Annotated in this window: 17 protein-coding genes and 3 tRNA genes; 12 read left to right on the plus strand and 8 right to left on the minus strand. The window is 68.8% G+C overall.

The features are described 5' to 3' along the window. The first annotated feature begins 44 nt into the window (after positions 1-44). Both OV287_RS19180 and OV287_RS19185 read left to right on the plus strand, forming a co-directional pair. Complete coding sequence (locus OV287_RS19180; protein WP_267535484.1) at positions 45-1,031, plus strand: pyruvate dehydrogenase complex E1 component subunit beta; 987 nt, start codon at positions 45-47, stop codon at positions 1,029-1,031. Between the two features lie 7 nt (positions 1,032-1,038). Continuing rightward, a complete protein-coding gene (locus OV287_RS19185) occupies positions 1,039-2,619 on the plus strand; it encodes a pyruvate dehydrogenase complex dihydrolipoamide acetyltransferase (RefSeq protein WP_267535485.1) in 1,581 nt (526 codons plus the stop codon). A 65-nt stretch (positions 2,620-2,684) separates the two neighbouring features. On the opposite strand, the gene OV287_RS19190 is transcribed toward OV287_RS19185, so the two are convergent. Further along, the gene (locus OV287_RS19190) at positions 2,685-2,897 is read right to left on the minus strand and encodes a hypothetical protein (protein WP_267535486.1); all 213 of its coding nucleotides are present in this window, start codon (positions 2,895-2,897) and stop codon (positions 2,685-2,687) included. Positions 2,898-3,101: 204 nt separating this feature from the next. Between OV287_RS19190 and OV287_RS19195 the strand changes: the two genes are divergently transcribed. Next, the gene (locus OV287_RS19195; RefSeq protein WP_267535487.1) at positions 3,102-3,374 is read left to right on the plus strand and encodes a DUF2795 domain-containing protein; all 273 of its coding nucleotides are present in this window, start codon (positions 3,102-3,104) and stop codon (positions 3,372-3,374) included. A 213-nt stretch (positions 3,375-3,587) separates the two neighbouring features. Then, positions 3,588-4,745, plus strand: coding sequence for a sensor histidine kinase (locus OV287_RS19200; protein WP_267535488.1), 1,158 nt, complete (start codon positions 3,588-3,590; stop codon positions 4,743-4,745). Here the strand turns inward: OV287_RS19200 and OV287_RS19205 are convergent. Beyond that, entirely contained in the window at positions 4,717-5,313 is a 597-nt protein-coding gene (locus tag OV287_RS19205; protein ID WP_267535489.1) for a hypothetical protein, read from the minus strand. The genes OV287_RS19200 and OV287_RS19205 overlap by 29 nt on opposite strands. A 66-nt stretch (positions 5,314-5,379) precedes the next feature. Here OV287_RS19205 and OV287_RS19210 point away from each other — a divergent pair, with 66 nt between their 5' ends. Beyond that, positions 5,380-6,345 carry a response regulator gene (locus OV287_RS19210; protein ID WP_267535490.1) on the plus strand — a complete coding sequence of 322 codons (966 nt, stop codon included), beginning with the start codon at positions 5,380-5,382 and terminating at the stop codon, positions 6,343-6,345. A gap of 88 nt (positions 6,346-6,433) precedes the next feature. Here the strand turns inward: OV287_RS19210 and OV287_RS19215 are convergent. The 5 genes from OV287_RS19215 to gltX all read right to left on the minus strand — a co-directional run bounded on the left by OV287_RS19215 (position 6,434) and on the right by gltX (position 8,719). After that, a tRNA-Glu gene (locus tag OV287_RS19215) sits at positions 6,434-6,505 on the minus strand. A gap of 29 nt (positions 6,506-6,534) precedes the next feature. Beyond that, positions 6,535-6,606 (minus strand) — tRNA-Glu (locus tag OV287_RS19220). Positions 6,607-6,632: 26 nt separating this feature from the next. Next, positions 6,633-6,703: transfer RNA gene (locus OV287_RS19225), tRNA-Gln, on the minus strand. A gap of 78 nt (positions 6,704-6,781) precedes the next feature. Further along, complete coding sequence (locus tag OV287_RS19230; RefSeq protein ID WP_267535491.1) at positions 6,782-7,201, minus strand: hypothetical protein; 420 nt, start codon at positions 7,199-7,201, stop codon at positions 6,782-6,784. A 78-nt stretch (positions 7,202-7,279) separates the two neighbouring features. After that, positions 7,280-8,719: a glutamate--tRNA ligase gene (gltX, locus tag OV287_RS19235; RefSeq protein ID WP_267535492.1), complete on the minus strand. Its 1,440-nt coding sequence runs from the start codon at positions 8,717-8,719 to the stop codon at positions 7,280-7,282. Positions 8,720-8,839: 120 nt separating this feature from the next. On the opposite strand from gltX, the gene OV287_RS19240 reads away from it, so the two are divergent. From OV287_RS19240 to OV287_RS19255, 4 genes are read left to right on the plus strand one after another with little or no spacing between them, the layout of a single operon-like run. Continuing rightward, entirely contained in the window at positions 8,840-9,430 is a 591-nt protein-coding gene (locus OV287_RS19240) for a hypothetical protein (protein ID WP_267535493.1), read from the plus strand. After that, positions 9,427-10,356, plus strand: coding sequence for a myxosortase-dependent metalloprotease, MXAN_2677/MXAN_2678 family (locus tag OV287_RS19245; RefSeq protein ID WP_267535494.1), 930 nt, complete (start codon positions 9,427-9,429; stop codon positions 10,354-10,356). The genes OV287_RS19240 and OV287_RS19245 overlap by 4 nt, the downstream gene beginning before the upstream one ends. Next, positions 10,353-11,309 (plus strand): myxosortase-dependent metalloprotease, MXAN_2677/MXAN_2678 family, encoded by a 957-nt coding sequence (locus OV287_RS19250; RefSeq protein ID WP_267535495.1) that lies wholly within the window; start codon positions 10,353-10,355, stop codon positions 11,307-11,309. Before OV287_RS19245 ends, OV287_RS19250 begins: the two co-directional genes overlap by 4 nt. 13 nt (positions 11,310-11,322) lie before the next feature. Beyond that, entirely contained in the window at positions 11,323-12,018 is a 696-nt protein-coding gene (locus OV287_RS19255; RefSeq protein ID WP_267535496.1) for an HAD family hydrolase, read from the plus strand. A 110-nt stretch (positions 12,019-12,128) separates the two neighbouring features. Here OV287_RS19255 and OV287_RS19260 read toward each other — a convergent pair whose 3' ends face one another. Continuing rightward, the gene (locus tag OV287_RS19260; protein WP_267535497.1) at positions 12,129-14,150 is read right to left on the minus strand and encodes a protein kinase domain-containing protein; all 2,022 of its coding nucleotides are present in this window, start codon (positions 14,148-14,150) and stop codon (positions 12,129-12,131) included. A 235-nt stretch (positions 14,151-14,385) separates the two neighbouring features. On the opposite strand from OV287_RS19260, the gene OV287_RS19265 reads away from it, so the two are divergent. Genes OV287_RS19265 through OV287_RS19275 form a run of 3 tightly spaced genes read left to right on the plus strand, consistent with a single transcriptional unit; the run spans position 14,386 to position 18,030 of the window. Beyond that, the gene (locus OV287_RS19265) at positions 14,386-14,952 is read left to right on the plus strand and encodes a chemotaxis protein CheW (protein WP_267535498.1); all 567 of its coding nucleotides are present in this window, start codon (positions 14,386-14,388) and stop codon (positions 14,950-14,952) included. Continuing rightward, entirely contained in the window at positions 14,949-16,370 is a 1,422-nt protein-coding gene (locus OV287_RS19270; protein WP_267535499.1) for a CheR family methyltransferase, read from the plus strand. Before OV287_RS19265 ends, OV287_RS19270 begins: the two co-directional genes overlap by 4 nt. Before the next feature lie 43 nt (positions 16,371-16,413). Next, positions 16,414-18,030, plus strand: coding sequence for a methyl-accepting chemotaxis protein (locus tag OV287_RS19275; protein WP_267535500.1), 1,617 nt, complete (start codon positions 16,414-16,416; stop codon positions 18,028-18,030).

An 18,030-nucleotide genomic window follows, 5' to 3' on the forward strand; every position in this document is an offset into this window, starting at 1 on the left:
CTTCCACTGACCACTGATTACGGATTTCGCATTCGGAGCCAACGATGGCCGAGTTGATGTACCGCGAGGCGCTGAACCAGGCACTCGCCGAGGAGATGGAGCGCGACGCCAACGTGTTCCTCATTGGTGAGGAAGTGGGTCGCTATCAGGGCGCCTTCAAGGTGTCGCAGGGGCTGCTGGACAAGTTCGGGAGCGCGCGCATCATCGACGCGCCCATCTCCGAGCTGGGCTTCACCGGCCTGGGTGTTGGTGCGGCGATGGTGGGCCTGCGTCCGGTGGTGGAGATGATGACCTGGAACTTCGCCATCCTGGCGATGGACCAGATCGTCAACAACGCGGCGAAGCTGCGGCACATGTCCGGTGGCCAGCTGCGCTGCCCCATCGTGTTCCGCGGCCCCGGTGGCGCGGGCGGCCGGCTCTCCAGTCAGCACAGCCAGGCGCTCGAGGCCAACTACGCCCACTTCCCGGGCCTGAAGGTGATTGCCCCGGCCACGCCGGCGGATGCCAAGGGTCTGCTCAAGTCCGCCATCCGGGATGAGAACCCCGTCATCATGATCGAGGGCGAGCGCCTCTACGCCCTCAAGGGTGAGGTGCCCGAGGGCGAGCACATCGTCCCCATCGGCAAGGCGGACGTGAAGCGCGAGGGCAAGGACGTCAGCATCATCACCTGGTCGCGCATGTACTACTTCTGCGAGGAGGCCGCGAAGCAGCTGGAGGCCGAGGGCATCTCCGTGGAGATCCTCGACCTGCGCACGCTGCGGCCCCTGGACGAGGAGGCCATCCTCGCCACCGTGCGCAAGACGAACCGCGCCGTCGTCGTGGAAGAGGGCTGGCCCCTGGCCGGCATCGGTGCGCAGGTGGTGGACATCATTCAGTCCAAGGCCTTCGACGAGCTGGACGCGCCCGTCGTGCGCGTGACCGGCCTCGACGTGAACATGTCCTACGCGGCGAACCTGGAGAACGCGATCCAGCCGGACGCGCCCAAGATCATTGCCGCCGTGAAGAAGGTCCTCTACCGCGAGGGAGCCTGAGAACCGTATGGCCACGCCCATCCAGATGCCCTCCCTGTCTCCGACGATGAAGGAGGGCAAGATCGTCAAGTGGCTCAAGAAGGAGGGCGACAAGGTCTCCTCCGGCGAGGCGATTGCCGAGTGCGAGACCGACAAGTCGAACCTCGAGATTGAGGCCTATGACGACGGGTATCTCTTGAAGATCGTTGTCCCAGAGGGGGAGATGGCCACCGTCGGTGCGCCCATCGCCTTCCTCGGTGCGAAGGGTGAGAAGGTCGACGCCGGAGGAGGGGCCAAGGCCGCCGCGCCCGCCGCTCCGAAGGCCGCCGCGCCTGCTCCCGCTGCTCCGGCGCCTGCCGCGCAGCCCGCTGCCGCCTCGGGTGGGGGCGAGGGCATCCCCGTGGTGATGCCTGCGCTCTCTCCGACGATGACGGAGGGCAAGCTCATCAAGTGGTTGAAGAAGGAGGGGGACAAGGTCTCCTCCGGCCAGGCCATCGCCGAGGTGGAGACGGACAAGTCCAACCTCGAGGTGGAGGCCTACGACGACGGCGTGCTGGCCCGCATCGTGGTGCAGGAGGGCCAGATGGCCAAGGTGGGCGCGCCCATCGCGTTCCTGGCCGGGAAGGGTGGCGCCAAGGCCGCCGCTCCCGCTCAGGCTCCGGCGCCCGCCGCTCCGAAGGCCGAGGCTCCCAAGGCCGCTGCTCCGGCTCCCGCACCGAAGGCCGCTGCGCCGGTGGCCACCCCGGGAGGTCGTCTGCGCGCCAGCCCGCTGGCGAAGCGGATGGCCCGCGAGCGGGGGCTGGATCTGTCCCAGGTCCAGGGCTCCGGTCCGCTCGGCCGCATCGTGAAGAGCGACATCGAGAAGGCGCTCCAGGCTCCGGCCGCTGCTCGCAAGGCTCCGGCCGCCGCGGCTGCTGCTCCGGGCGAGCGTCCCGAGCCGAAGGCGGTGCCCGTCACCACCATGCGCAAGGTCATCGGCCAGCGCATGGCCGAGGTGAAGCCCGGCGTTCCGCACTTCTACCTCTCGGTGGACGTGGAGATGGACGCCGCGCTGAAGATCCGCGAGGAGGCCAAGGCACTCGAGTCCAAGGTCTCCGTCAACGACATCATCGTGAAGGCATCGGCGATGGCGCTGCGCCGCTACCCGAAGATGAACGTGTCGCTGCACGGTGACACCATCCTGCACTTCGAGACGGTGGACGTCGGCATCGCGGTGGCCATCGAGGACGGCCTCATCACCCCCATCATCCGCGACGCGGACAAGAAGGGGCTGTCGGCCATCTCCGCCGAGGCGCGTGACCTGGCCGAGCGGGCCCGCAAGCGGGGCCTCAAGCCGCACGAGTACACGGGCGGCTCGCTGACGGTGTCCAACCTGGGCATGTACGGCATCGACTCGTTCATCGCCGTCATCAACCCGCCCCAGGCGGCCATCCTCGCGGTGGGCTCGGTCTCGGACAAGGTGGTGGTCCGCGACGGGCAGATGGTGGTGCGCAAGCTGATGACGGTGACGCTCTCGGGCGACCACCGCGTCATCGACGGGGCCATCGGCGCCGAGTACCTGCGGGAGCTCAAGGCGCTGCTCGAGCACCCCATGCGGCTGCTGTTCTAGGGATATCCCCTCTCCCTCTCCCCAGCGGGAGAGGGAGTCTGCGCTGCTTCATTACCGCCGGTCCGTCACTCGCGGACCGGCTCTTTCTTTTCATGCATCTCGTGCTCCAGCTTGCGCTGAGCCTCGGTGACGCTGGCCTGCTCGCCGCGCCGGGTGCCCGTGGGCAGGTCGTCGTCGTGCTCCTCGGAGCGGCCCTTGATGCCGGGCCACGGGTCCGGGTGGGTCGCCTGAACGTGCTCAATGTGCTCGGCGTAGTGGGGGTCCTTTTTCTCCGCCATCTCGTGCCTCCTCAGGTTGTGGGAGTCTTGGCATACGGTGGGGGTTGAGGTGGGAGACGGCCACAAGGGGCCCGATACCGCGGGGCCTGCTCCCCTGGTTGCTGGGTGTGCGTCGAAAAGGGCACGCAACTTTTTCGTGAGCTGCTTAACTTCTCATCACCGATGAATGACGACGACACGAGACGCACCCGTCTGGAAGAGGGGATGAAGGAGTTGGAGACGCGCATGGGGGGACCCGCGCCGCTGGCCCAGCCCCTCCACCAGGCTTTGTTCGGGGCCGTGTTCCCGCTCTCCGCGGAGCAGCTCCTGCTGCTGGCCCGGGAGAACGAGGCGCCCTCCGTCGTCCTCTCCCTGCTGAGCAACCTGCCGAGGCGGCGCTACGACTCCCTGGAAGCAGTCCAGCAGGCGGTGGAGTCGCTTGCCGGCGCGGGTGAAGAGGCCACCGAAGCCCCGCTCGCACCCATGTCTTCGCGCTGAGCTTTTGCCGAGTATTCCAGGTGAGTTCCTCTGGGAGCGGGTAGGGGAGCGCTTGACGCCGAGCGTGCCGAGGTTGCCGGTGCGTACGGGTCTCTCATCTGCTCAAACACGGCCCATCGGGTTTTGCGCGTGACGTGGTATCTCTTGGGGCGTGGGCGCAGTGGGTTGGCAGGGTGGGAGTGGGGTGGTGGGCCTGGCCCGGAGAGGAATTCCATGAATCCGTCTGACCTCCCCGCCGTCCTCTATGTTGACGACGACGCGCTCAACCTGAGGGTGTTCGAGGCGAACTTCGGCTCGAAGTTCCGCATCTTCCGCTGCTCGACACCGGCCGAGGCGCTGACGCTGTTGGAGCAGAAGCGCAACGAGATTGGCGTCATCCTTTCGGACCAGCGCATGCCGCAGATGACGGGCGTGGAACTGCTGGAGCGCGCGCGCACGCTGGCGCCGGACGCCAAGCGCATGCTCGTCACCGCGTACTCGGACATGCAGGCCGTCATCGACGCGGTGAACCGCGGCCAGGTGAGCCGCTACTTCGTCAAGCCGTGGGACCGCGCCGAGGTGCTGGCCGCGCTCGAGGACGGCCTGAAGATTGCCCGGCTGGAGCTGCGCATCCGCGAGGTGGAAGGGCGGATGATGAAGGCCGAGCGTCTGGCCACGTTGGGCCAGGTGACGGCCGGCATCGCGCACGAGCTGATGGGCCCGGTGGGCTACCTGTCGCAGAACGTGGCCTCGCTGCGGCGAGATCTGGAGTGCGTGGTGCAGTACGCCTCGAAGCACCTGGCGGCAGATGCCTCGCCCGAGGTGGCGAGCGTGCTGGAGGATTTGCCGTCGCTGCTGCAAGACCTGGCCACGGGCGCGGACCACCTGCGTGGGGTGGCGCTGGGCCTGAGGGCGCAGGCGCGCGGCGAGGACATGGAGGCCTCGGCGGATGTGGCCGAGGTGGTGTCCTTCGCGGTGAAGCTGGCGCGCGCCGAGGTGCGCGATAGGGCCCGCATCACCACCATGGGCGAGCCGGTGAAGGTGACGTTCGGCCCGGTGAAGCTGTGCCAGGTGCTGCTCAACCTCATCGTCAACGCGGCGCAGGCCATGGAGGGCACGGGCCGGCCGGGCCGCATCGAGGTGCGGTGGACGCAGCGTGAGCAGAACGTGGTGCTCACCGTGGCGGACAACGGCTGCGGCATCTCCTCGGAGCTGCAGGAGAAGGTCTTCCAGCCGCTCTTCACCACCAAGCCGGTGGGTATTGGCACGGGCCTGGGCCTGTCCATCTGCAAGGAGCTGGTGACGCAGGCCGGCGGCGGGGTGCGGCTGTCGTCGAAGCAGGGCGAGGGCACCGAGGTGGAGCTCACTCTCCAGCGAGTCCAGCTCCCCTGAGCCCGAAGGCGTTGTGTAGCAGGCGCCACACGCGCAGGAGCGCTTCCTGCTCGTGGGCGCCGATGTGCTCCACCAGCACCTCGCGCCGCGTCTCCTTCCCGTCCTTGCCCCCGGGGCGCCACGCCACCACCAGGGCGTAGCGTCCGGGCGCACGCTCCACCACATCCACCGAGCTCACCTCGTCGAAGGGCACCCACTCGACGCGGGTGGCCCCGGGTGCCCACCGCAGCCGCTCCAGCCGCAGCCGCTCGGTGGGGAAGTGCAGCACGAAGCGGCGCCGGCCGAGCTGTCCTTCGAGTTGGAGCGCGAAGCCCACCAGGGCCACCGCCACCATGGCCAGCGACAGCGGCACGGAGCCCAGCCCCTCGCCGCCCCCGAGGAGCACCCCCACCACCGCGCCCGCCGTGCATAGGGCCGCCAGCACCAGGCATGCGCCCGGGAGCTGCCGTCGCCAGAAGGAGGGCGGCAGGGACTCCCCCATCAATCGGCCGGGCTCATACCTCAGGCGTACGTCTCCCAACCGCCGCGGGGCGGGGTTCTCCTCCAGCGCTTCCGAGAAGCTCGCCACGGCTCTCAGCATAGCCTCACATGGCGTTGCTCGAAGTCTGGCGCGAGCTGTGAGATTCTGAAGCGTATGGACCTCCCCTTTGAGACGGACGAGGGCGGCGGGGGTGAGGAGGGTGGAGGGACCCTCGCCTCGACCGTGCTGGTGGTAGACGACGAGCCCGTGGTGCGCGACGTGTGCGCCCGTTTGCTGTCGCGTGAGCCGGACCTGGTGGTGAGCCTGGCCGAGGACGCTGAGGAGGCGCTGGAGTTGCTGCGCGCCCAGCGCTTCGACGTGCTCATCACCGACAAGAACCTGCCGGGCATGGGCGGCGTGGAGCTCATCTCCGAGGCTCGCGCCCTGCAGCCGGCGCTGGAGGCGGTGATGATCACCGGCTACTCCAGCTCCGAGTCGGTGATTGCCGCCTTCGCGGCGGGCGCGAGCGACTACATTCTCAAGCCCTTCGAGGACCTGCGGCTGGTGCGGGCCAAGGTGCGCGCCGCGCTGGAGCGCCGCTCGGAGCGGGTGAAGGGACGCGAGCTGGCGCGGCGCGTGGCGCGGGAGGCGGCCGAGCTGCTGCTGGCGGGTGGCCAGGCCTCGCCCGAGGCCCGGGAGCAGCTGGAGACGCAGCTGCGCGCCTACGAACAGGCGAGCCGGGTGGCTCCCGGCGGACAGATCGCCGTGGTGGGCAGTCCAGATGCGCTCCGGACCCTGCTGGACGAGGGGCTGGAAGCGGTGGCGCTGCCTCCGGACTCGCCGGCGCTGATGGGCGCGGCCGTGGTGGTGTTGGAGACGGGCTCGTCGAACTGGTGGGAGATTGCCGAGCGCCTCCAGTCGGCCTCGCCGGACGTGGTGCTGCTGGCCGGCCCCCACGCGGACCTGGCGGACCTGCTGGACGCCATCACCCTGCGCCTGGAGTTGGTGGGCTTCGGCACGGCGTCGCCGCTGTCGCTGCCCGAGCGGGTGCGCATGCTGCTGATGCGCCGCAGCCTTCAGCGGGCCCAGGCGGGCCTGGCCTCGGCCCTGGCCACCTTCCGCGCGAGCCTGCGCGGGTAGCCTCGAGCGGGGCGGGCCGGTGCGCTCCGGCCCGCGCGAGCCCGCAAAAGCGAAGCGCCCGCCTCTCAGAGAGAAGCGGGCGCCTCAGTGACCCTGCCGGGATTCGAACCCGAGTTTGTGCCGTGAGAGGGCACCGTCCTAACCGCTAGACGACAGGGCCGTACAACCCAACCCTTACTGTACTGCGTGTGACCCTGCCGGGATTCGAACCCGAGTTTGTGCCGTGAGAGGGCACCGTCCTAACCGCTAGACGACAGGGCCGGTCTGCTACTACCGGGTACTACCAGCTGGGGAACTAGGATTCGAACCTAGATAAGCAGAGTCAGAGTCTGCTGTCCTGCCGTTAGACGATTCCCCAAGGACTGCTTGCTGCCGAATTGCCCTCTGACTACCGCAACCGCTCTACCGCTGCAACTTCCTTTTTCGAACCGACCGGCTACCGCGACTTCTTCCCGGACTTCGGTTCCGACTTCTTCGCGGGCTTCGCCGAAGCCGGCGCTGCCTGCAGCGGAACGACGTAGATACGGACCTCGTCGTTCGCCTCGTAAATGTTCAAGCCTTCGAAATTCTTCCCCGAAGGATTGACGATGTGGACGGCCTTCACGCCCGGCTGGTTGACCACCGACCTTCGAGGGAACGTGCCCGCTGGATAGACCGACTTGTAATACTCCAGCGTCTTCTCGAAGTCGTGCGGTGCCCGATACCTGTTCTCGCCCACCTTCTGCGAGCCATCGGGAAGCTGAGCCCCGCTCACCACCTCCGCCGCCGCCACCGAAACCCAGAGCGCCGCTACCGCCGCCCCGAGCGGGCGCGCCTTATAGAAAAGGCCCTTCAGGCTGTCAAGCGCTCGTGTCATCGGGGCGGAAGGATAGGGCCCACGGGCGGAGGTGTCCACCCCAACCTGTGGGCCTCGTGAAACGAGTCCGGCGCGGGACTACGGCCGCGCCAGCGCGGCGTCCAGGCGGTGGAGCGTCTCCTCGCGTCCCAGCAACTCGAGCGTCTCGCCGATGCCCGGGCTCACCGTGCCGCCCGTCACCGCCACGCGCACCGGCTGGGCCACCTTGCCCATGCCCACCGCGGCCTGCTCGCTCACCTTCTTCACCACCTCGTCCAGCGCGGCGGCGCTCCACTGGGGCAGCGCGGCCACCTGCTCGCGCACCTGGGTGAGCAGCGGCTTGGACTCGGCGGTGAGGTGCTTGGCCGCGGCCTTCTCGTCCAGCGTCACGCCGTGCTGGAAGTACTTGAGGGCCATGTCGGCCATCTCCTGCAGCGTCTTGGCGCGCTCGCGGAAGGCCATCACCACGCGCTCCAGCCGCGGGTCTCCCGCCTTCACCTGCACGTCCCGAGCGGCGAGGAAGCCCACCAGCTGCTCGGCCACCACCGCTGGGGGCAGCATCTTGAGCCACTGCTGGCTGAGCCACATCAGCTTGTCCGGGCTCCACACGCCGGAGGTAGTGCCCACGTTGTCGAAGTCGAACCACTCCACCATCTGCTCGCGGCTGATGACCTCGTCGTTGCCGTGGCTCCAGCCCAGGCGGATGACGTAGTTGAGCAGCGCCTCGGCCAGCACGCCGTTGCGCTTGTGCAGCATCACGTCCGCCTCGGGGTGCTTGCGCTTGGAGAGCTTCTCGCGGTCCGGCCCGAGGATGAGCGGGAAGTGGGCGAACTCGGGCGGCTTCCACCCGAAGGCCTGGTACAGCATCAGCTGCGGGAAGGTGGAGTTGACGTGCTCCTGCCCGCGTCCCACCAGGTTGATGTCCATGGTGTGGTCGTCGATGACGCAGCCGTAGTTGTAGAGGGGGATGCCGTCCGCGCGCAGCATCACCCAGTCATCCAGGTCCGAGTACTGCTTGGTGATGGGCCCGAGCACCCTGTCGTTGAACGTCGCCTGCCCCTCGCCATCCGGCATGCGGAAGCGGATGACGGAGGTGCGGCCCTCGGGGATGTCCTTGCGGTCGCGGCAGGTGCCTTCGTACTTGTAGGTGCCCGGCTTGCCCGTGGCCTTCTCCACCGCGGAGCGGCGCGCGTCGATCTCCTCGCGCGTGCAGTAGCAGCGGTACGCCTTGCCCTCGGCGATGAGCTGGTCCGCGTACTTCTTGTAGAGATCCAACCGCTGCGTCTGGAAGTAGGGCGCCACGGGGCCCTCCTTGCCCGGCCCCTCGTCCCAGTCGATGCCCAGCCAGGTCAGGCCGTCGAGGATGGCCTTCACGGACTCAGGGGTGGAGCGCTCCTGGTCCGTGTCCTCGATGCGCAGGATGAACACTCCGCCATGGCGCTTGGCGTAGAGGTAGTTGAAGAGGGCAGTACGGGCACCGCCGATGTGGAGATAGCCAGTCGGAGACGGTGCGAAGCGGACGCGAGGAACAGGAGCCATATCGAAGGGGCGCGGATAGCAGGAGCGGGCTTGGGTGGTCAACGAGCGGCCGGGACTGCCCGACTTCCCTGCCCGCGGCCCGGTCAATGCATTAGACTGCCGCCCATCGAGGGCTCTTGCATGAAACTTCCGACCGCGCTCCGCGCGCTCCTGTCGTTCGTCCTTTTGCTCTCCCTGGAGGCGAGCGCTACCACGATGTTGCGAGCGGACCTGCCGGAGCTCGCCCAGACGTCCGATACCATTGTCCACGGTACGGTTCGCCGAGTGGAAAGCCGGTGGAGCGGGGATGGACGCCGAATCGTCACGGATGTGGAAATTCAAGTCACCGAGGCCCTCAAGGGGCAGACGGGCAGCACGGTGCTCGTCACCCAGCCTGGTGGGCGGGTGGGGGATATTGGACAGAAGGTGAGTGGGCTGGCCGCCTTCACCCCCGGGGAGGAGGTCGTGGTCTTCCTGGAGCGCAAGGGGACGCGGGCCTTCCGCGTCTCCGGCATGGTCCAGGGCAAGTACCAGGTGCAGCGCTCCGAGGGCGGCAAGAGCGTCATGGCTGTTCCCGAGCCCACCGGTGATGTGCTCCTGCTGGACCCCGACACGCGGCAGCCCACCGCCTCCTCGCAGCGCTCCCTGTCGCTGCCGGAGCTCAAGGCGGCCATCCGCACCGCGCTCGAGCAGAAGCAGCCTCCCGTTCGCGCCCAGGAGAAGCGCCCGTGATTGTCGCTTCGCTCCTGGTCGCGCTCGCCCTCGGGCAGAGTGACCCCTTTGTCCGCAGCCGCGTGGAGGCGGGCGATCCGGACGCCCAGTGCCTCTTCTGGACCGTGCCCACCATCAACTGGCAGCTCCGCAGCGTGGGCAACCCGAACACCAGCACGGAGGACCAGAAGCAGCGCGAGTTCGAGGCCATCCGCCGCTCCTTCCAGAGCTGGCAGCAGATCTTCACCTCGTGCGGCAACCTCCGCTTCATGGAGGGCCCCCTCGTGGATGATCGCAAGGTGGGCTACGAGGTGGATGGCGAGAACCGCAACCTCGTCCTCTTCCGCTCCCAGAGCTGCATCGAGCGGGGGATCTCCGCCGACCATGCGTGCTGGGACGAGGACACCTGCGGCAACGACTTCGACTGCTGGGATGGTGACCCGCAGACCATTGCCCTCACGCTCACCACCTACGACGAGAAGTCCGGCATCATCTACGACTCGGACATCCAGCTGAACGCGAGTGGCTTCGTCTTCACCACGGTGGACAGCCCGACCTATCCCGTCTGCCCCCGGCCCACCCCCACCAACCCCGTCAACTGCGTGGCCACCGACGTGCAGAACACCATGACGCATGAGATAGGCCACTTGATCGGCCTGGACCACACCCGTGCGGCCGGCTCCGTCATGAACCCGAGTGCCCCTCAGGGCGAGGTGTCCAAGCGCACCATCGACCAGGGCTCTGCTGACTTCGTCTGCGTGTCGTACCCGAAGGGCCAGGCCAGCCAGAGCTGTGTCACCCCCGCGCTGGAGCGCAGTGGCAATGTCGCCGTGCTCGGCCAGCAGGCCTTCGGCTGTTCGAGCTCGGGTGCTGGGGCAGGGTTTGCCGCGATGGCGGGCTGGGTCCTGCTCGCGTGGCGCCGTCGCAGGGGGAACGCTCGCCCATGAGGCGCTCTCTTTCTTGGCTCGCCCTTGCGGCGCTCGCTCTGTCCGCTCCCGCGGCGGAGGCCCAAACGTACCGGCGTACCCTGGTGCCCGGCCGGCCCTTCTGTGTCCTCTGGCCCGGCCGTGACTACGTGTACCGGCTGGATGCGGCCGGCAGCCGCCGCACGCCGGGCGACTCCGAGTTCGCCGCCCTCGAGGCCGCGTTCTCCTCGTGGCGAGCGGTGTCCGAGACCTGCAGCGACTTCACCTTCACCCGCGGCCCGGACATCCAGAATCCCCAGGTGGGGTACCTGAAGGACACCCCGGAGAAGAACGAGAACGTCATCACCTTCCGCGAGGCGGACTGCAACGACGTCGTCCCTCCGGAAGATCCGTGCATCGAGTCCGACACCTGCGCCAACGCCTACTCCTGCTGGGACCATGGCTCCGCCGTCATCGGGCTGACCACCACCACGTTCAGCTTCCGCACCGCCTACATCCTCGACGCCGACGTCGAGTTCAACGCGAGCGACAACGGCAGGGGCTTCCTCTTCACCACCGTTGACTCGCCCATGTGCGACGGGGCGCAGTCCTCCGACTGTGTCGTCACGGACGTCCAGAACACGGCGACCCACGAGTTCGGTCACGTGGTGGGGTTGGACCACGTGGACGTGCTCGGCTCCACCATGGAGCCCACCGCGCCCCCGGGAGAGACGCACAAGCGCATCATTGACGCGGGCAGCGCCGCGGGCTTCTGCGATGCCTACCCCCGGGGGTTGCCGCCCACCCAGTGCGGTGAGCGCCCCGACCTCGGTCGCCACTTCCAGGCGGTTTCGCAAGGCCCGGGTATCGGGTGCGCCGCGGCTCCCCAGGCCCTCTTCCCCGCGGCGGCGCTGCTGGGACTCCTGGCACTCGGGCGGCGGCGGGAGCGGCCAGGCGGACGTGGCGCAGCGGCTTCTCGCTCCCGGAGTGCTTAAAGAAGGAGGGCCCATGGCCATTGCCTTCTTCGACCTGGACAAGACGTTGCTCGCGGTGAACTCGGGTTCCCTGTGGATCCGCCGCGAGCTCGCCCTGGGTCACATCACCCGGTGGCAAGCGCTGCGGGCCAGCTACTGGCTCGTCCGTTACCACCTGGGCTTCGTCTCCATGCAGGACGCGCTGGTGCAGGCCATCGCCCACCTCCAGGGCACCGGCGAGCAGCCCGTCCGCGAGCGCACGGTTCGCTTCTACGAGGAGCTGGTCCGCTCGCAGTACCGGCCTGGCGCCCTGCGCGCCCTCGAGGAGCACCGCTCGGCCGGCCATAGACTCGTCCTGCTCACCTCGTCCTCGGGCTACATGTCCGAGCTGGTGGCTCGGGACCTGGGCCTGGATGCCACCCTCTGCAACCGCTTCGAGGTGGATGCCGCCGGCATCTACACCGGCCGGCCCCTGGGCGAGGTGTGCTTCGGCGAGGGCAAGCGCTCCTATGCCCAGGCTTATGCCTCAGAGGCCGATGTCCCCCTGTCCGCGTGCGCCTTCTATACGGACTCGTACTCGGACCTGCCGGTGATGGAGGTGGTGGGCCGCCCCGTGGCCGTTCACCCGGATCGCCGCCTGCGCCGCGAGGCCCTGCGGCGCGGCTGGCCCGTGGTGGATTGGGGCTCGCCGGGTGGGGCGGGCATGGCCCTCGGCTTTCCCTCGCAGTGAGGCCTCACTCGTTGACGTCAACGAGTGGTGGAACTCAGGGGCTCATACCCTCACCCCGACCCTCTCCCAGAGGGAGAGGGAGGAGTGGAAGGGGAGGGGACGGCTGGGACCTAGCCGCGGCGCGGCGCCACCAGCCGGATGTTGAAGACGTAGTCCACCGCCACCGCCTTGCCGTTCAGCAGCATGGGCTTGAACACGCGCGCCAGCAGCGATTGCACCACCGCCTCGTTCATGTGCGGCAGGCCCTTGATGACGCGGCAGTTCTCCACCAGGCCCTTCTTGGTGATGGTGCACTTCACCACCATCGTCCCCGACACCCGGGCCGCCAGCGCCTCGCGCGTGTAGACGATGTCCTTGCCCTTCACCTCCACCGGACGCGGCATGCCCTCCTGGAAGGGCACCGGTCCATCGCCCGTGGGGGCCGCGCCCTTGGACAGCGCCAGCACCGGCACCGCCAGGCCACTCGTTCCGGACCCCGCCGACCCCTTCTCCGCCTGCTTCGGCGCAGACGAGGGCAGGGGCGCTGGAGGCGGCTCCGACTCCAGCATCACCGGCGCCGACATGGAGCCCATGGCCGCGGCCGTGGAGTGATCTCCCGCGCTGCCCGAGGCGTGCTCCACCTGGTTCCTCGAGGACGACGTCCCCGCGTTCCGGCTGGAGCCTCCGCGTGCACGCTGCATCTTCTGCGCGAACACCACCTCACCCGAGCCGCCCGTGATGACCGTCTCCGTCTGGTAGCCCTCGAGCGAGAAGGTGAACTCGGCCGTGACCGTGTCCTGGCCCTTCTCCTTGGGAACCTCCAGCATCAGCGGCGTCGTGCCGCGCTCCTCGCCCTTGTAGACGACGCGCGCGCCCGTGGGCTGGCTCATCAGCCGGAAGCGCACCACCTGATCCGCCGTGGCCTTCTCGGCGGGCGCTGGCACCTGCGCGGCCGCAGCAGCCGGCTCCTGCTTGGGCTCCGAGCGCGAGAAGATCCCCGAGAGCAGCAGGCCGCCAGCGAGGACCACGGCGATGCCTCCGCCTACCAGCCCTCCCGTCAGCAGCGTGCGCCGCCGCGTCTTCTGCATGTCCGGCGGCACCACCACGCTGATGTCCACCGCGAGCGTGTTGTTCTCCCCCGACGCGTCCCCGGTGATGCCCGCGAAGAGCGGCGTCTTGTGCGGTCCCGTGGTGTTCTGCCCGCCCGGACGCTTGAAGATGCCGCTGTGGCCTCCCGCGGCCATGCTGGCCCCGCGCATCGCCTCCAGCAGCTCGTCCATCGTCTGGAAGCGCCGCCCCGGCTCCTTCTCCAGGCACTTGCGCACCAGCGACTCGAGCTCCGGCGGCACCTGCACGTCCGGCCTCACCGAGCTGAACGCGGGCGGCAGCTCCTTGTGGTGGGCGAAGATGAGCTCGATGTGATCCTTCGAGATGAACGGCGGCCGCCCCACCAGCATCTGGTAGAGCATCACGCCCAGCGAGTACACGTCGCTGCGGATGTCCGCCTCGTTGCGCGCCTGCTCCGGGGCCATGTACGCCGGAGAGCCCAGGAAGGTGCCGCTCTGGGTGATCTCCGGGTTGGGCGTGTTGTCCGTGGCGGAGATCGACTTCACCAGCCCGAAGTCCAGCACCTTCACGAGATCCTGATCGGACTCGTTGAGCACCATGATGTTGGCCGGCTTCAAATCCCGGTGCACCACGCCCAGGTTGTGGGCCTCACGCAGCGAGCGGCAGATCTGCTGGGCGATGCTCAACGCACGCGCCCAGGACAGTGGGCCCGTCTCCGCCAGGAGCTGTCCGAGGGTCCGCCCCTCCAGGTACTCCATGGCGATGTAGTAGATGCCGTCGTCCGTCTGCCCGTAGTCGATCACCGTCACCGTGTTGGGGTGGCGGAGCTTGGACGACAGCGAGGCCTCGCGCAGGAAGCGCTTCTGGAAGCCCGGATCCTTGCTGGTGGGGAAGTTGGGGTTGAGCACCTTGAGCGCCACCACGCGATCCAGAGGCGTCTGCTGGGCCCGGTAGACCCGGCCCATTCCTCCCACGCCGATCGGCTCGAGGATGCTGAAGCGGCCGTTGAGCGTCCGCCCGATGAGAGGATCCGAGCCTTTATCGCTCGGTCCCTGCGAGTCGCCCTGCGAGTCGCCGGTCACCATTTTCTTTATGCTCCCCCGGTCTGGGCCTGGGTCGGAACGTTCCGCACGGCTTCCCATGAAACCACATCTCCCGGAAACACGCGACCTGTTGAGGGGGGTGCCTGCCTGGCTCCCAGCCCCCCAACTCCACTGTGTGCTGGGCGAGCAGCCGGATGTGTCGCCCGCATTGACGGGTCCCGCAATGTCGGACTACCGTCCAATCCTCTTCCCGCATGTGTACCCAAGCGGGCTCGCGATGGTCGATTCCCCTCCGATGACAGCGGCTGAAGCTCAGGCGAGGCGTGCGTCGGTGCAGAAGCGCCTGGCGCTGGTGGAAGAGGAGATCGTCCGGCTCCGGCGCGAGCTGGCCACGCTCGGCGTGGATCAGCGTCTGCCGGGTCTCTACCTCACGGTGGAGGTGGCCGGCAGCACCGCCTTACTGCCCGTGGAGGCGGTGATGGAGGTGGTCCGGCTGGTGGCCATCGAGCCGCTGCCGGCGGCGCTCCCCCATGTGCGCGGCACCATGCTCTACCGGGGCACCCCCGCGGTGGTGGTGGACCTGGCGGCGCTGCTCGGGGTGCGCCGGGAGCCGGATCTGGATGCCCACCTCGTCATCTGCGGGGGCTCGCGCACCGTGGCGCTCCTCGTGGACCGGGTGAGAGACCTGGTCGAGTCCCCGGTACTGGTGGAGGGGGCTGTCTCCGGCGAGGCCACCAACCCCTGGGACGGGACGGGGTTGATGGCGGGCCTGTGCCGCACGCCCGAGGGCATCCGTCCCTTGCTGCGGGCCTCGGCCATCCTGGCCGTTCCGGAGGGGGCGTGAAGGATCCGGTGCGCGTGGAGCGCCTCGACGAGGCGACCCTGGGCGGGCTGGAGTCCGTGCTGCGCGTTGCGTGCGGCATGGTGCTGGCCCCCAGTGTGCGCCCCTCGTTGGGGACCGCCCTCACGCGCGCCGCCGAGTCCCAGGGCATGCCCACCGCCGACTTCCTCCAGCGGGTGCTGGCGCGAGACACGACGGCTGTGGAGGCCTTCATTGGCTACGCCGTCATCGGCGAGACGTACTTCTTCCGCCACCCGGAGCAGCTGCGCGAGCTGGCCCGCGTGGCCCCCTCCCACCCCGGTTCCTTCCTCGTGTGGAGCGCCGGGTGTGCCAGTGGGGAGGAGCCCTACAGCATCGCGATGACGCTGCTGGCGGCCGGTCTGCCCCCCGAGTCCATCCGCGTGGTGGGCACGGACGTGTCCGGCCGGGCCCTGCTGCGTGCCCGTCAGGCCACCTACTCCCCCTGGTCCGTGCGCCGCATGGAGCCCGAGCTGGAGAAGCGCTTCCTCTCCATCACCCCGGAGTCCGTCAGCGTGCCTCCCGAGCTGCGCGCCCGGGTGGAGTTCCGCCGCCACAACCTGGTGACGGATCCACCGCCCGTGTCCGGCGCGCAGGCCGTCTTCTGTCGCAACGTCCTCATCTACTTCCCCCCGGAGGTCATCCCCTCGGTGATGGAGCGGCTCGTTCGGGCGCTCGCCCCGGGGGGTTGGCTTTTCGTCGCCCCCGCCGAGCTGCCCTTCGCCAAGGGCCTCGGTCTGGAGGAGCGGGAGGTGGATGGGATGCCCGTGTTGCGCAAGCCCGTCCCCGGAGAGAAGGCCTCCACGCGAGCCAGCCGCTCCACGCCCCTCCGGGTCCTCGCTCGCACCCCCACCAGTCCGCTGCGGCGGGTGCAGACGCCTTCCCGGGCGGCCCCAGCCTCCTCGGCCCCGGCTCCCGAGGCTCCTCCCCCGGCACCGGCTGTCCGGGCAGGCAAGGCCCTCACTCCCCCGCCTACTCCACCGCCTTCCGCCGGGCCCTCCCTGCCAGACACCTTGGAGAGGGCCGTGGCCGCGGCGCGCGCTGGGCAGTTCGACCTGGCCGAGGAGCTTGCCCGCGTGGCCGCGCGCGAGCTGTCCCCCGAGGCCTACCTGCTGCTGGCCATGGTGGCTGAAGGGCGGGAGGACGTGCAGGGGGCCGTGGCCGCGGTCCGTAAGGCGCTCTATCTGGAGCCTCAACTGGCCATCGGTCATGCCATGCTCGTGGCGTTGTATGGACGGCTGGGCCAACCCGAGGAATCGGAGCGGGCCCGCCGCAACGCGCTTCGAGCGCTGGAAGGACTGGATGACGAGCACGTGCTGCGCGGAGTGGAGGCAATGACGGCGGGTGGGCTGCGCCGCGCGCTCGTTCCAGGTGTGAGGATGGGAAAGTCGGGTGCGCGATGATCGGCGCCCTTTGGAGCTGGGAGGAGCTGTGGAAGTCAATGGCATGAAGCCGCCCGTGATCCAAAGGCTGGACATGCGTCGGCTCAGCCTGAGGACCAAGATTCTGGCCATCACCGGCGTGTCGGGCGCGCTGGTGACAGGCATCCTCGTTGCCGCCTTTTCGTTGCAGACGCGCGAGTCGCTGAAGGTGGAGTTCGCCAAGCGCGCCACGGCGGCGAGCCAGGAACTGGCGCACCATCTGCGCACCTCCACCTGGTCTCGCGACGAGGAGGGCCTGAAGCTGGCCACGGCCATCACCCTGCGCAGCAACCCGGACATGGCGTACGTGGTGGTGCGCGACCGGCAGGGAGAGATTCTCGGCCACGCCGAGGTGCAGCGCCTGGTGAACCCGGCGATGTTGCCAGCCCAGCCCACGCAGCAGGCTCCGGCCCAGCGCGAGCTGTCCGTGGGCAAGCGGCCGGTGCTGGAGACGTCCGCGCCCATCTACTTTGCGCCGCGCGGTCACCCGCCTGACAAGACTCCGCAGCCGGAGTCGCTCGTGGGCACGGTGCAGGTGGGCCTGGAGCTGCAGGTGCTGGAGCAGGCCGTGCAGCGCATGGCCCTGCGCGGCCTGGGCATGGGCCTGCTGGCGCTCGCCGGCTGTCTGGTGGTGGTGGCCGCGCTGTGCCGCGTGCTCATCGTCCCCCTGGAGCGCCTGGCGCGTGCCGCGGGCGGCATGGCCTCGGGAGACCTGCGGCAGCAGATCGACACCGGCGGCAGCGACGAGGTGGGGGACCTGGCGCGCAGCATCGCCACCATGGCGGAGATGCTCACCAACCTGCTCAAGGATCTGCGCGGCGCCGCGGCGGACATGGAGCGCGAGGCCACCAACGTGCTGGCCACCTCCTCGCAGCAGTCCGCCATGGCCAACGAGCAGGCCTCCGCCATCCACGAGACGGGCGCCACGGTGGCGGAAATTGCGCAGACGTCCAAGCAGGCCACCTCCTTCGCGGACTCGGTGATCAGCGGCACCAGCCGCTCGGACTCCCTGGGTGCCGATGGCCAGAAGGTCGTCGACGAGAGCGTGGCCGCCATGGAGAAGCTCAGCGAGCAGGTGAAGGCCATCGCCCTGGCCATCACCGACCTCAACGAGCAGACGCTCCAGATTGGCGACATCATCACCACGGTGAAGGACGTGGCCGAGCAGTCCAACCTGCTGGCGCTCAACGCCTCCATCGAAGCGGCCAAGGCCGGAGACCAAGGCCGCGGCTTCGCGGTGGTGGCCATGGAGATGCGCACCCTGGCCGAGCAGTCGAAGATGGCCGCCAACCAGGTGCGCGCCCTGCTGGGCGAGGTGCAGAAGGGGACTCGCGCCGCCGTGACGGCCACCGAGGAGGGCAGCCGTCGAGCCCTGGCCGCCATGGAGCTGGCCCAGAGCGCGGGTGCTGCCATCAAGGGCCTGTCCGACGTCATCCGTGACTCCTCGGGCGCGGCCCGGCAGATCGCCGGCAACACCCGTCAGCAGACCATCGGCGTGGAGCAGATCGCCGCGGCGATGAACGAGCTGACCATTGCGATGCAGGACAACGTGGAGGGAACCAAACGCATCGAGCAGGTGGCGGGTAATCTCTCCAATCTTTCCAAACGCTTCTCCGACCTCGTCGGGAAGTACCAGCTGTGA

Origin of the sequence: Archangium lansingense, assembly GCF_026626635.1 — a bacterium.
Classification (GTDB): domain Bacteria; phylum Myxococcota; class Myxococcia; order Myxococcales; family Myxococcaceae; genus Archangium; species Archangium lansingense.